A 13,406-nucleotide genomic window follows, 5' to 3' on the forward strand; every position below is an offset into this window, starting at 1 on the left:
TGACTCAAACGAGCAGGCGGCACAATGAGACGATCACAAACAGCATGATGTACATTAACAGTTACGCCTGACGACCATAGCACGCGTGAACCACCTGATCCCTTGCCGAACTCAGAAGTGAAACCGCTTAGCGCCGATGGTAGTGTGGGGTCTCCCCATGCGAGAGTAGGTCATCGTCAGGCACTTATTATGAAAAATCCCCCAGGGCTGATGCCTTGGGGGATTTTTTTTGCGTGTGGGGGAGGTTGTGAGGGGTAAATGGTGGGCAGTAAAGGGTAAGTCGTGAATCGTGAGTAGGAAACGTTGGTGAATGGCTATCTCCCGAATATCCTGTTCCGCCTCACGCCTCACGCCTCACGCCTCACGCCTCACGCCTCACGCCTCACGCCTCACGCCTCACGCCTCACGCCTCACGCCTCACGCCTCACTTTTATACATCCCTTCGATGCTGGCACTGCCCGCCTGCCCAGGTTTCATAAATAGCGCGGTCGTCCGCCAGCATCATGAGTGCAAACAGCCGCTCACCAAGCGTGGTGCAATGATTGATTCGTCGAGAGAGTAGCGATGTTGCCTGGGTGTCAATCACCACAAAGTCAGCCTCAAGGGTAGGCGCCAACTGACCGATGTGGCTATCCAACGAGAGAGCTTTTGCATTACCCATGGTTAAGCCATAAAAGCCCTGCCATGCGGTAAGGGGCTGTCCGCCTAGTTGACCCACTTGATAGGCCGCTTTAAGCGTTCCAAATCCTGATAAATCAGTGCCTGCGCCGATATCGCTGGCAAACGTATATGCCATGCCCGTCTGTTTGGCTGCTTCGCGGTCGAATAACCCGCTACCCAGAAAAAGATTGGAGCTGGGGCAAAAGGCAATATTGGCTCCTCGATCCGCCAAGCGTTTGCGCATGCCGTTATCGAGGTGAATACCATGAGCGAAGGTGCTGCGGGGCCCGACTAAGCCTGCCTCCTCATACACAGCCAAGTAGTCGCGGCTACCAGGAAAAAGTTCGGCTACCCAGTCTAACTCGCCACTGTTTTCAGCTAAGTGGGTCTGTAACCAAAGGCTAGGATCATTACGTAAGAGAGCGCCGGCAGCGTCCATTTGCGTCTTAGTTGAAGTCGGCGCAAAACGCGGTGTGACGCTATAGCCCAGGCGGTCATTGCCGTGCCAGTCTTCAATCAGTCGCTCGCTGTCAGCAATGCCAGATGCACCGTCCATCAGCGCCTCTGGCGCATTACGATCCATCAATACCTTACCCACCAGCATGCGCAGCTGGCGTTTTTGGCAGGCGGTGAAAAATGCATCTACGGAGCCGGGGTGGCTAGAGCCGAATACCTGGGCAGTGGTAGTGCCCGCACGTAGCATTTCATCCAAAAAAGCATTAGACAGCGCTTCAGCATGGACATGATTAGCAAAGCGACACTCTTCAGGAAAGGTGTAGTCGTTTAGCCAGTCAAGCAGTTGGCGGCCATAAGAAGCCATGATATCCAGCTGCACATAGTGCACATGGGTATCGATAAACCCCGGCATAATCAGCTTGTCACGATAATCAAGAACGTCAGCCCCTTTGGGTAGCAAAGGTGAGAGTTCGGTGAAATGGCCGACGGCATGAATATGCTGGCCTTTCAACCAGAGCAGTCCGTCGCCGTAATGCTCTAAGCTGCCCGGTTCAGGTGTATTGCCATCGCCAGGGTCACGGGCAAAACTAATCAATTCAGCACGAATGAACGTATCGGTAGAAGAAGTCATATCAACTCGGGGTCGTCGGAGAATCGGTCATTAGCGTTCGCACTGCCTGGGGGTCAAGGCCACGGTTTTCTTGCGAAGAGGGCGTGTCCGTTAGCCAAAGCAGTTCAGCCACCACCGTTAAAGCAATCGCATAGGGCGTTTTATTACTCAGCTTAGTGGCGTGGATGTGGCCGATAGGGCATCGCACCTGCGCAATTTGATCGGCGGAGTAACCATCGCGCTTAAGGCGTCCTTCAAAGCTTGCCCATTTGCTGTCAGAACCAATTAGCCCAATCGACGCGATGCCATCGCGCGCGATCAGCGCTTTGATCAGCGCATAGTCTTCGTCATGGTTGTGCGTCAATACCAGTGCGTGGCTATCAGCAGGTAAGGCGGCAACACTTTGCTGTGCATCTTGGAGTGAATAACAGCTAAGTCGCGGCTGCTGCTGATGGTACTGCTCGGCAAACGCATCGCTTCGGCTATCGTACCAGTGTAATTGCCAGGGAAGCGGCGCACTTAGCTTTACCAGTTGCTGCCCTACGTGCCCTGCACCAAAGATCGCTATGTGCGTTGTAGTGCCTGGAAAGGCTTCCAATAGGATATTAACGAACCCACCACAGCACTGGCCGCTTCGTCCGCCCAAAGAGAAGGCTTCCAAACTGAGGCCATAGCATTTTTCTGTCAAACAAGCACGTGCAGCGGTAATGGTTTGCCACTCAAAGGTACCGCCACCTAGTGTATCGAAGATCGCATCGTTGGTGATCACCATGCGTGCGCCAGGCTCCCGGGGAGTGGAGCCTGCGCTGGTTACCTGAGTGGCTAATACATGCGGTATGCCGTCGCGCTGTAGGCGGTGTAACGCCGCATGCCAGCTTTCTGGGTTTTGACTAGAACTCACAGCACTTTCTTCCTGATAGCGTTGGCTGCCAGCATGACCCGCTCTGGTGTGGCCGGTGTATCTAAGTGAGGAGAGATGGCGTAACCAGTAAGGCTGGATAGCGCATCACGCAGCGCTGACCACACACTGATGCCGAGCATTAAAGGGGGCTCACCGACTGCTTTTGAACGGTAGAGACTGGCCATCGAATTGGGATGGCCTTCCATTAGCGCGACATTGAAGACGGGCGGTAGGTCGCCAAAGGTAGGGATTTTATAGGTCGCCGGGCCATCGCTGACAAGCACGCCTTTGTCGTTCCACTTAAGCTCTTCACTGGTCAACCAGCCCATTCCTTGAATAAAACCGCCCTCCACCTGACCAATATCAATGGCTGGGTTTAGTGAGTCTCCCACGTCGTGCAAGATATCGACACGATCGACCTGATACTCCCCACTCAAGGTATCCACGCTTACTTCTGCCACTGCCGCGCCAAATGCGTAGTAGTAGAAGGGCCGACCTTGACCAACTGAACGATCATAGTGAATAAGCGGTGTGGCGTAGAAGCCTTTTTCAGATAGCGATATGCGATTGAGGTAAGCTGTTTGCACCAACTCACCCCAAGGTATGCGGCGCTCGCTTTCGCCGAACCCGGCCACTAGCATGCCATCTTCCAGGCGCATCCCTTCGCGATCCAAGCCCTCTGAATAGTGCTCGGCGGCAAAATCAAATAGGCGTTCTCGCAGTTTACTGGCGGCATCCCGCGCGGCCATACCGTTTAAGTCAGCACCGCTAGAGGCAGCGGTAGGGGAGGTATTGGGGACTTTATCGGTTCGCGTAGCGGTAATGCGTACCTTCTCCAGATCCAGGCCCAGCTCCCGAGCCACTACCTGACAAATTTTAGTATGTAGCCCTTGGCCCATCTCGGTACCGCCGTGATTGATCATCACGCTGCCGTCAGTGTAAACATGCAGAAGAGCACCCGCCTGATTAAGGTGCTGGGCGGTAAACGAAATGCCAAATTTAACCGGGGTAAGTGCCAGTCCTTTTTTAATGATAGGGCTGGTGGCGTTGAAGTCACTGACCGCTTTGCGCCGTGTCCAGTAATCGCTGTCGCTTTCGAGGGTTTCAACGAGCGTATGCAGGAGTTGTCGCTGGTCGACCTGCTGGCCGTAATGGGTCACCTCGCGGCCATCGCGGTAGAAGTTGCGCTTACGTACGGTCAGTGGGTCTTCGCCAATCTGGCGGGCAATATCATCCATGGCCGCTTCGATAATCATCATTCCTTGGGGGCCACCGAAGCCCCGAAATGCGGTATTAGAGGCGGTATGGGTTTTTGCTCGATGACCGACTACCTGGGCGTCCCCCAGCGAGTAGGCGTTGTCGGCGTGGAACATAGCGCGATCAACGATAGCGTCGGAAAGATCCGGCGAGTAGCCGCAGTCACCGATCACCGTAATCTCACCACCCTGAATAACGCCCTCAGCATCAATGGCGAGTCGGTAGCGGTTATGGAAAGGGTGGCGTTTACCCGTGGCGCGCATATCTTCACTGCGCGGTAAGCGGAGTCGCACCGTCTTGCCTGTGCGGCGGGCAATAATCGCGGCGATACACGCCCAGGGGGAGGCCTGAGTCTCTTTGCCACCAAAGCCACCACCCATACGGCGCACTTCTACGGTCACAGCATGAAAAGGAATATCGAGCACCTCCGCCACCAGCTTCTGGGTTTCGCTGGGGTGCTGGTTGGAGGTATGGACGACAACGCCCTCATCCTCGGTGGGGTGAACCACGCAGGCCTGGCCTTCCAGATAGAAGTGCTCTTGGCCACCGACGAATAGCTCACCCTCAATCAGCTGTTCCGCTTGATCAAGCGCCTGCTGCCAATCACCACGGGTCTGCACATGAGTCGGGCGCACAAACTCCTCACGCTCCGTTGCGGCCACCGGATCTAAACTGGCAGGTTGCTCGTCTATGCTAATGGCGGCTAGCTTGACGGCACGACGTGCGGCCTGCAGCGACGTTGCGGCAACGGCGAAGAGGCATTGGCCTGCGTAGCTGATCGCTTGATCGACAAAAATGGGATCGCCCGGAAAGACCGGCCCGATATCGGTATGCCCTGGCACTTCATGAAAGGTAATCACATCGACTACCCCTGGTGCCTCTTTCACCTTGCTAAAATCAAGCTGCGTTAAGGTGCCGTGGGCGACGGGCGATAGGCCAAGCGCCACATGCAGGGCGTCTGCGGGGAGTACCAAGTCGTCAATATAAGCGGCCTTGCCGGTGACGTGCTTTTCAGCACTTTCGTGAAAACTTGCGCTTCCCGCCTGTCGCTGGCCATTACTGTCCACCGTATGGCGCGCTAAGGGGCCAGAGCCTTGGATGTGGTCGTGTAGTTCACGGCGGGCACGGCTACTATCGCCGTCCAGTTTAGTGAGCGTACGCATGGAGCATCACCTCGTGGTCGGGCGCTAAGAGAGAAAGATAGAGGCGTTCAAGCAAATTCTTGGCAGCTTGCCGGCGATAATGCTGACTGCCCCGCACATCACTCATGGGCTGGAAGTCGTCATCAAGTGCCTGCTGAGCGGCGCGAAAAGCTTCCGCAGCTATGGTGCAACCTTCGAGCGCTGCTTCAGCAGCTTTCGCGCGTTTGGGAGTAGCGGCCATTCCCCCAAAAGCGATGCGTACATCGTGCAAGGTGCCTTGTTCAATGCGGTAGCTAAAGGCACTGAGTAGCGCAGAGATATCATCTTCGCGACGCTTGGATAACTTCCAAACGCGTAATTGACTGTCCTCAACCGGCTGCGGAATGAAAATCCGCGAAACGACTTCATCAGCCGCCAAAGCGGTCTTTTTGTAATCGAGGAAGAAATCCTCCAGCGCTAAGCAACGCTTGCCGTTTGTGCTGGCAAGTTCCACCTGAGCTCCCAAGGCAAGTAGCACGGGTGGCGTATCACCAATAGGTGAGGCATTGGCAATATTGCCACCCAGCGTTCCCCGATTACGAATTTGCTGGGAGCCAAGCCGGTGCAGCAGGTGAGCAAACGCAGGAAAGTGCTTTTCAAATAGCGGTTCGAGCTGGGTATAGGTAACCCCGGCGCCTATCCACCAGCCGGTTTGATGTCCATGGGTAGCCTCTTCAACTGTCAATAGCTCGGCAACCCGGGAAACGTCAATCAACTGATCAAGCGGCGCCAAGCGCTGAGTGATCTCCAACCAAAGATCAGTACCGCCTGCCACCAAGCGCGCCTGGGGAGTTGCGCGACGCAATTGCGTTAGCTCTTCCAAAGACGCTGGCTGAGCAAAAAATGGCGCAGTTCCTGCCGAATCGGCGGTCTGAGTGTCGCTTTCTGGCGCTGGCAGCGTCGCGTCGAACCACTGAGGGCGCTCATAGGGCGTATCATTCATACGCAGCGCCGCATCTCGAATAGGGCGATAGCCGGTGCAGCGGCACAAATTACCGCCCAGAGCGGCTTCTAGGCGTTCAGGTGATAGTTCTTGTAAAAGGGGAGTAGGGCGTTGAGTAAGATCGCTATGCAAGGTGAAAAGCGACATAACGATACCTGGCGTACAAAAACCACACTGACTGCCATGGCATTCGATCATCGCTTCCTGGGCTGGGTGTAGGAGACCTTTTTCCGATAACCCTTCAACGGTGACCAAGTGCCTGCCCTGTAGCTGGTGAGCGGGCGTAATACAGGCGTTAGCGCTGGTAAACTTTTGGCTACCAGCCGTTGACTCGCCAATCGCCACGGTGCAGGCGCCACAGTCACCGGAAGCGCAGCCCTCTTTGGTGCCCGTTAGGGCCAAATGCTCGCGCAGTAGCGTTAAAATACTGGCGTCGGGTGAAACGTTACACCGCTGAGGGGTACCATTGAGCAGGAACGTCATCGTTGCCATGCCGAACTCCACTGTTATTGTATAGACCGGAATTTTTTGACCGATCGGTCAATATAGGTTGAGCTTGGGACAAAACGCCCTACCTTGCAAGTATTTGCTCACTGCACAGGAGTGGGGCAAGCTGGTGTGAAATGCTAACTTTTGGGGCAGCCCAGTCTATCTTCTCACCCAGCTAAGCATTCATGTGTAACTAAACATTCAAGCTAACAATCACTCACGCTATTGGGGAATACTGTTAATGACCGCCGTCTCTGCCACTCATGAAAGCCCTAGCCGGGAAAGAATAGAAACAAGTATTCTGGTGGCCGCTGAGGAGGTGTTCTCTCAGCACGGCTACCGCGGGGCGAGCTTGCAAATGATCGCTGATCGAGTCGGTCTCCCCAAAGCCAATATTTTGTACTACATGGGCAGTAAGCAAGCGCTTTATGTGCGACTGCTTAACCGCATGATGCGCCGCTGGAACGAAGTGCTTGAAGACATTACTCCTGATAGTGATCCCGCGACGGTACTCAGTGACTTTATTCGCACTAAAATGGTGCTGGGGCAGCGCTATCCCGAAGGCTCAAAACTTTTTGCGGCGGAAATTTTAGCCGGTGCTCCCTTCTTAAGTGATTATCTGGGCGGTGAGTTACGCGATTGGGTCTCCTCTCGTGCCGCGATCATTCGCCAGTGGTCAGCCCAGGGAAAAATGGATGCTGTCGATCCGCGCTGGCTTATTTTCCTGATTTGGTCTGCCACCCAGCACTACACTGAATATAGTGCCCAGGTCAGCGGTATTCTAGGCCGCGATGCGTTAACCGAGGATGACCTTGAATCCATCTCCAGCTTTCTTGAGCACGTTATTCTAAAAGGCTGCGGCGTTACTTCACCCGCGCCCAATAATTCTGCACCTAAAAGCAGTGCAGACGCTCACAGTGTGGAAAAGTGACCTTCACATGAGCGCTTTGCCTATTGATCAGTATCTTGATCCGCTTAAAACCATCTTGACTACCCATAATCGGCTGATGCTGATTGCCCAGCCGGGGGCGGGTAAAACCACCCGCGTGCCGCTCTGTTTACTTGAAGAAGAGTGGGTCAAAGGGCAAAAACTACTGTTACTTGAGCCTCGTCGTGTAGCTGCGCGTTTGGCAGCCAGCTTTATGGCCCGGCAATTGGGTGAAGACGTTGGCCAAACGGTGGGGTATCGCATGCGCGGTGATAGCTGTGTGAGCGCGCAAACCCGCTTGGAAGTAGTGACCCAGGGCGTACTCACTCGCATGCTGCAAGATGACCCGCTGTTAGAAGGCGTTGCCGGGATCATTTTTGATGAGTTCCATGAACGCAGTTTAGAAGCTGATGTGGGATTGGCGCTAACGCTGGATGTGCAGACCAGTATTCGCGATGATTTGCGCCTACTGGTGATGTCTGCAACCTTGGATGTCGAAGCGCTCAAGCGGGTGTTGGGCGAGCAAGTACCTGTTATTGAGTGCCATGGGCGTCAGTATCCTGTGGCGACGGCTTATCGTCCTTCCCTGAGTGGTGAGGAGAGCATTAGCCACGCACTTCGGGTGGTTGAGGAAGCGCTATCACTGCCTGGTACTCAAGGCATACTGGTAATCTTGCCCGGTGTCGCCGAAATTAATCGCTTGGTTCAGGCGCTGGAAAAAAAGCTGCCCCATCTGGCGATTCGGCCGCTGCACGGCAGAATGAGCATTGCTGAACAGCAGGCAGCCTTGGCGGCGAATACATCGAAACAGCGCATTATCGTCTCCACCGCCATCACCGAATCGAGCATTACCGTGGATGGTGTGAATGTGGTGATTGACGGTGGCCTGGAGCGGGTGCCACTTTTTCAGCCGCGTACCGGGCTAACCCGTTTAACGACCCGGCGGATCAATCGCGCCAGTGCCGATCAGCGTCGGGGGCGTGCAGGGCGTCAGCGGGAAGGCAGTTGTTTTCGGCTCTGGGCCCAGGAGCAGCCGTTGGCGCCTTATGGTGAGCCTGAAATTCAGCAAGCGGATCTCTCATCACTAGTGCTCGAACTGGCGTGCTGGGGCGTCGCATCACCCCAAGCGCTAAGCTGGGTAACATCGCCGCCGGAGGGTGCCTGGCGCAGTGGCCAATCGCTGCTCGAGCAATTAGGCGTGTTAGATCACGAGCACAGGCTTACCCCTCTAGGTAGCCGCTGTGCCAAGTGGCCAGTTGAACCGAGAATTGCCGTGATGCTAGAGCGGGCTTCAGACTTCAATGCTATGTCTCTAGCCTGTGGGGTAGCGGCGCTCCTTGAAGAGCGCGACAGCAACGAGCGATCCCTGCACGATGCGTTAGCACTGCGTCTGCGTCAGCCTAAACGCTTCCCCAGTTGGCAGCGTGAAGCACTTAGGCTGGCTAAACGAGCAGGAGTGGCGCTTAATGACGCCGTGCTAGTGCCGCTTGGGCCACTCTTAGCGCTGGCGTACCCTGAGCGCCTTGGCCAGTCAATTGAGCCGGGTAAGTTTCGGCTTGCCAATGGCAAAACCGCTACGCTGCCGTTAAACGATACGTTGGCGCATCAAGCCTACGTTGTTGCTGTCGCATTAAATAGTGCGGCTGGTGATCAGGCGCGGATCATCTCAGGCGAACCGCTATCACTTGAGTCGCTGCTTTCGCTATATCCTGATATTCGCCAATGGCAGCCACGAGTGGCGTGGTCGCAAGAACAGGGCCGTTTAATCGGTGAAGAGGTACAAGCACACGGCAGCCTCGTCATTGCCAAACGACCTTTAGCACACTTACCCGAGGAGGCGGTGAAAGGGGCGCTATTGAATGCACTACGCCAGCGGCCCGAGCAGTTATTTGGCGATAATTTACAGCAGTTGCGCGGGCGAATGGCGCTACTTCGCAAGTACCAGGGGGACGAGTGGCCCGACTGGTCCGAGCCAACGCTATTAGCCTCATTAGAGAGCTGGCTAGCCCCTTACCTAATCGGTATTAAACGGTTGAGCCAAATTGAGAAATTGCCGCTAGAGCGCTATTTGCTCAATTCACTGAGCTGGGAAGCACAACGTGAATTTGCGCAGTTAGTCCCATTAGCGCTTGAGGTTCCTAGCGGCAAGCAGGTTGGCTTAGACTACCTGCCGTGTCTCTCCCAGCGGCCGCCTGTGTTAGCGTTGAAACTGCAAGAGGCCTTTGGCTGGCGGGTAACGCCCACCGTTGTCGATGGTGCCGTTGCCGTAATGATTCACCTGCTTTCTCCCGCGCGTCGGCCGTTGCAAGTCACCCAGGACTTGGTTAGCTTTTGGCAGAAGGGTTATCCTGAAGTACGCAAAGAGATGCGCGGTCGCTATCCAAAGCATCCCTGGCCTGAAGACCCACTGACAGCACCCGCCACTGCGCATACCAAGCGAAAGGCGTGACCGGTTTCGCTGCTTCGACTCCGATAATTACTCGCTGCGCTTTTCCGGGATTTCATCGGGAATGCGATAGCGCACGCCATCTACGCGTTCTTCCTCATAGCGTTGATTCTCTTCTTCAGGCACTACGCCGATGACGGTTTCCTTAGACCCATCCGGCCAAGTGTAAGTCGTGCAGCCTGCCAGCAGCAGTGGAATGATCAAAAACAGTGTGATGGGTAAGGCGAGGTGGCGCTTGAGCATAAGGCACTCCATTGGGTGGCGCTGATCCTGAGAATTGGCTGAGTATCTCACATTGAGAAACTATAAGTGGTCATTTACGTGGCTGTAAATGCTTATGTAGGTCTATGATAATAGTGGCTAACCCTTCAGCCTTAGACTGATACGAGAGCCAAAGAAAACCGGAGGTGGTATGTGGTCTGTAGTCAAGTCAGTGTTAGCAGCCCTACTAGGCGTTCAAAGTAATCAAAAGCGGGAAGAGGACTTTAGCAGTGGCAGGCCCGCAGCCTACTTCGTTACGGGGGTGGTGATCACGCTACTGTTCGTTTTGATGCTTGTTTTTTTGGCCATGTTTGCGGCCCGCTGAAAAGCGTTGATAGCGTTAAATAAGCAAAGCGTGACGAATCGCACATATTTTCTATACTGCTAATATCTAATTTCATCCTACCCTAATCTAACGATAAGAAATAACAACAATAAAACTGGAGGTCTCTATGCGTTCACGGTGGTGGCTAATGGCCGTATCCCTTGCTGCAAGTGGATCGCAGGCTCAAACGAACGGTTGGAACATGCCTGTCGGCGTTACCGATGTGAGTAGCGATATTTACGGCCTGCACATGACCATATTCTGGATATGTGTCGTGATTGGATTGGTGGTATTTGGGGCAATGTTCTACTCCCTGTTTCGCTATCGCCATTCCAAAGGTGCAAAGGCCGCCCACTTTCATGAGCACACTAGTGTGGAAGTGTTATGGACAGCTATCCCTATCTTGATCCTGGTAGGTATGGCGGTGCCCGCCACCGCAACTTTAAAAAACATGTATGACTCATCAGACGCCGAGTTGGATGTAATGATTACCGGCCAGCAGTGGCGTTGGCGCTATGAATACCTGGGGGAAGATGTGGCATTCACCTCTAATATGAGTACGCCGAGAACGCAAATCAGCGGAGAAGAAACTCGCGGAGAGCACTACCTATTAGAGGTTGATGAGCCGCTGGTGCTGCCGATAAATCGTAAAGTGCGCTTTCTAATGACCTCAGATGACGTTATTCACTCTTGGTGGGTGCCGGATTTAGCGGTTAAGCAGGATACGATTCCCGGCTTTATCAATGAGAATTGGGTGAAGATCAACGAGCCGGGTATTTACCGCGGGCAGTGCGCTGAGCTGTGCGGTATCGACCACGGCTTTATGCCTGTGGTGGTGCACGCTGTGGAGGAGGAGGAGTTTGATGGCTGGCTAGCTGAGCGCAAAGAGGCTGCTGAGCAGGAAGCCATGGGGGTTGACCGTGAATGGGCAATGGATGAGCTAGTTGAGCGCGGCGAATCAGTGTATCAATCGATCTGCTCCTCTTGTCATCAGGCCGAAGGCCAAGGTTCTCCACCCGCCTTTCCCGCGTTGGCAAATAACGAACAGCTCATCAATGATGTGGATTGGCATCTAGATAGGGTCGTCAACGGTGTATCGGGTGCTGCTATGCCTGCTTTCCGTAGCACCTTAAACCCTGTTGAGATAGCGGCTGTGGTCACCTATACGCGTAACGCCTGGGGTAATGATACGGGTGATGTCGTGCAGCCCTCTGCAGTAGCTGAGTTAATTGCCCAGTGATGTTGGTTTGCCACTCAATTAGACAACAATATTTCGGAGAGACACATGGCGCCCAAACTACCTCCTCAGCCACCGCTGCAACATAGCACCACGGCCGTCGCCGATGGGCAGTCCCATGGTCATGCTGCGCCGCCGAAAGGCATTTTTCGCTGGCTACTGACCACCAATCATAAAGAGATTGGCTCCCTTTATTTGATTTTTTCGCTGACGATGTTTTTCATCGGGGGGATATTCGCCCTCGTGGTTAGGGCGGAACTTTTCCAGCCCGGCCTGCAGCTGGTCGAGCCTGAATTTTTCAACCAGATGACCACCATGCATGGCTTGATCATGGTGTTTGGTGCGGTAATGCCTGCTTTTACCGGTTTAGCCAACTGGATGATACCGCTACAGATTGGCGCGCCAGATATGGCGTTACCTCGGTTGAATAACTTCAGTTTTTGGCTTCTTCCTGTTTCATTCACACTGCTACTTTCAACGCTACTAATGCCCGGCGGCGGCCCTAATTTTGGTTGGACGTTTTATGCACCGCTGTCGACGAATTTTGCTCCACCTTCGACAACTTTCTTTATTCTTGCGCTACATATTGCCGGTATTAGTTCTATTCTCGGTGCCATCAACATCATCGCGACCATTTTAAATATGCGTGCGCCGGGTATGCGTTTAATGGATATGCCGCTATTCGTATGGACATGGCTGATTACCGCTTTCCTATTAATTGCGGTAATGCCGGTGCTAGCGGGTGTCATCACGATGATGTTGATGGATATCAACTTTGGCACCAGCTTCTTTGATGCGGCAGGTGGTGGGGATCCGGTGTTGTTCCAGCATCTATTCTGGTTCTTTGGGCATCCCGAAGTATACATTATGATTCTGCCAGCTTTTGGTATTGTCTCAGCGATTATCCCCACCTTCGCGCGTAAGCCTTTGTTTGGTTACGCTTCCATGGTGTACGCCACTGCGGCCATTGCACTGCTGTCATTTTTAGTCTGGGCCCACCATATGTTTATAGTGGGTCTACCTTTGGTGGCAGAGTTGTTCTTTATGTATTCCACCATGCTGATCGCCGTGCCAACCGGCGTGAAGGTATTTAACTGGGTAACCACGCTGTTTCGCGGCTCGATTAGTTTTGAATCGCCGATGCTGTTTGCTCTGGCTTTCGTGGTGCTGTTTACCATTGGTGGTTTTTCAGGGCTTATGCTGGCGATTGCACCGGCGGATTTTCAGTATCACGATACCTACTTCGTCGTTGCCCACTTTCACTATGTGCTAGTCCCGGGGGCAATCTTTGCGATTATGGCGGGGGTCTATTACTGGCTGCCTAAATGGACCGGGCATTACCCCAATGAGAAGCTGGCCCAGTGGCACTTCTGGTTCTCGATTATTGGTGTCAATCTAACCTTCTTCCCCATGCACTTCGCAGGCTTGGCGGGAATGCCACGGCGGATCCCTGACTACGCCCTTCAGTTTGCGGACTTTAATTTACTCTCAAGCATCGGTGCCTTCTTCTTTGGCGCATCTCAACTGCTCTTTGTATTGGGCGTCATACTGTGCGTGCGCGGTGGCAAAAAAGCGCCAGCAAAAGCCTGGGAGGGGGCCGAGGATTTAGAATGGACGGTGCCTAGTCCAGCACCACTGCATACGTTTGAAACGCCGCCAGTGTTTCATCGTACGTCCCACTAGCAATGACATAAAGCACATGGGTCACTGGC

10 protein-coding genes and 1 rRNA gene are annotated in these 13,406 nt (G+C 54.0%); 6 read left to right on the forward strand and 5 right to left on the reverse strand.

Annotated features, from left to right (window positions below):
• The first annotated feature begins 66 nt into the window (after window positions 1-66).
• A 5S ribosomal RNA gene (gene rrf / locus HALTITAN_RS16545) occupies window positions 67-182 on the forward strand.
• A gap of 248 nt (window positions 183-430) precedes the next feature.
• Here the strand turns inward: rrf and guaD are convergent.
• From guaD to xdhA, 4 genes are read right to left on the reverse strand one after another with little or no spacing between them, the layout of a single operon-like run.
• Window positions 431-1,747, reverse strand: a complete 1,317-nt coding sequence (gene guaD, locus HALTITAN_RS16550; protein ID WP_027959593.1) for a guanine deaminase — start codon at window positions 1,745-1,747, stop codon at window positions 431-433.
• Window position 1,748: 1 nt separating this feature from the next.
• On the reverse strand, window positions 1,749-2,627 hold the full coding sequence (gene xdhC / locus HALTITAN_RS16555; protein WP_039859806.1) for a xanthine dehydrogenase accessory protein XdhC: 879 nt from the start codon (window positions 2,625-2,627) through the stop codon (window positions 1,749-1,751).
• Window positions 2,624-5,047, reverse strand: coding sequence for a xanthine dehydrogenase molybdopterin binding subunit (gene xdhB, locus HALTITAN_RS16560; RefSeq protein WP_039859807.1), 2,424 nt, complete (start codon window positions 5,045-5,047; stop codon window positions 2,624-2,626). The genes xdhC and xdhB overlap by 4 nt, the downstream gene beginning before the upstream one ends.
• On the reverse strand, window positions 5,031-6,500 hold the full coding sequence (gene xdhA, locus HALTITAN_RS16565) for a xanthine dehydrogenase small subunit (protein WP_039859808.1): 1,470 nt from the start codon (window positions 6,498-6,500) through the stop codon (window positions 5,031-5,033). Before xdhA ends, xdhB begins: the two co-directional genes overlap by 17 nt.
• Window positions 6,501-6,738: 238 nt before the next feature.
• On the opposite strand from xdhA, the gene HALTITAN_RS16570 reads away from it, so the two are divergent.
• Window positions 6,739-7,428: a TetR family transcriptional regulator C-terminal domain-containing protein gene (locus HALTITAN_RS16570; RefSeq protein WP_022523285.1), complete on the forward strand. Its 690-nt coding sequence runs from the start codon at window positions 6,739-6,741 to the stop codon at window positions 7,426-7,428.
• A 7-nt stretch (window positions 7,429-7,435) separates the two neighbouring features.
• Window positions 7,436-9,874 (forward strand): ATP-dependent helicase HrpB, encoded by a 2,439-nt coding sequence (gene hrpB, locus HALTITAN_RS16575; RefSeq protein WP_039859810.1) that lies wholly within the window; start codon window positions 7,436-7,438, stop codon window positions 9,872-9,874.
• Window positions 9,875-9,901: 27 nt separating this feature from the next.
• On the opposite strand, the gene HALTITAN_RS16580 is transcribed toward hrpB, so the two are convergent.
• Window positions 9,902-10,114 (reverse strand): hypothetical protein, encoded by a 213-nt coding sequence (locus HALTITAN_RS16580; protein WP_022523287.1) that lies wholly within the window; start codon window positions 10,112-10,114, stop codon window positions 9,902-9,904.
• Window positions 10,115-10,283: 169 nt separating this feature from the next.
• Here HALTITAN_RS16580 and HALTITAN_RS24930 point away from each other — a divergent pair, with 169 nt between their 5' ends.
• The 3 genes from HALTITAN_RS24930 (at window position 10,284) to ctaD (ending at window position 13,377) form a co-directional block, all read left to right on the forward strand.
• Window positions 10,284-10,457: a DUF2970 domain-containing protein gene (locus tag HALTITAN_RS24930; protein ID WP_083868819.1), complete on the forward strand. Its 174-nt coding sequence runs from the start codon at window positions 10,284-10,286 to the stop codon at window positions 10,455-10,457.
• Between the two features lie 127 nt (window positions 10,458-10,584).
• Window positions 10,585-11,697, forward strand: a complete 1,113-nt coding sequence (gene coxB / locus HALTITAN_RS16585; protein WP_009287787.1) for a cytochrome c oxidase subunit II — start codon at window positions 10,585-10,587, stop codon at window positions 11,695-11,697.
• Window positions 11,698-11,742: 45 nt separating this feature from the next.
• Window positions 11,743-13,377 (forward strand): cytochrome c oxidase subunit I, encoded by a 1,635-nt coding sequence (ctaD, locus tag HALTITAN_RS16590; protein WP_009287788.1) that lies wholly within the window; start codon window positions 11,743-11,745, stop codon window positions 13,375-13,377.
• The last annotated feature ends 29 nt before the right edge of the window (window positions 13,378-13,406 follow it).

Source organism: Vreelandella titanicae BH1, assembly GCF_000336575.1.
In the GTDB taxonomy this organism is placed as follows: Bacteria; Pseudomonadota; Gammaproteobacteria; order Pseudomonadales; family Halomonadaceae; genus Vreelandella; species Vreelandella titanicae.

Excerpts from the sequence above, each read along its gene's own strand:
- ctaD (WP_009287788.1), top strand. The coding sequence starts at position 11,743 with ATGGCGCCCAAACTACCTCCTCAGCCACCGCTGCAACATAGCACCACG.
- hrpB (WP_039859810.1), top strand. The coding sequence starts at position 7,436 with ATGAGCGCTTTGCCTATTGATCAGTATCTTGATCCGCTTAAAACCATC.
- HALTITAN_RS16570 (WP_022523285.1), top strand. The coding sequence starts at position 6,739 with ATGACCGCCGTCTCTGCCACTCATGAAAGCCCTAGCCGGGAAAGAATA.
- coxB (WP_009287787.1), top strand. The coding sequence starts at position 10,585 with ATGCGTTCACGGTGGTGGCTAATGGCCGTATCCCTTGCTGCAAGTGGA.
- xdhB (WP_039859807.1), bottom strand. The coding sequence starts at position 5,047 with ATGCGTACGCTCACTAAACTGGACGGCGATAGTAGCCGTGCCCGCCGT.
- guaD (WP_027959593.1), bottom strand. The coding sequence starts at position 1,747 with ATGACTTCTTCTACCGATACGTTCATTCGTGCTGAATTGATTAGTTTT.
- HALTITAN_RS16580 (WP_022523287.1), bottom strand. The coding sequence starts at position 10,114 with ATGCTCAAGCGCCACCTCGCCTTACCCATCACACTGTTTTTGATCATT.
- xdhA (WP_039859808.1), bottom strand. The coding sequence starts at position 6,500 with ATGGCAACGATGACGTTCCTGCTCAATGGTACCCCTCAGCGGTGTAAC.
- HALTITAN_RS24930 (WP_083868819.1), top strand. The coding sequence starts at position 10,284 with ATGTGGTCTGTAGTCAAGTCAGTGTTAGCAGCCCTACTAGGCGTTCAA.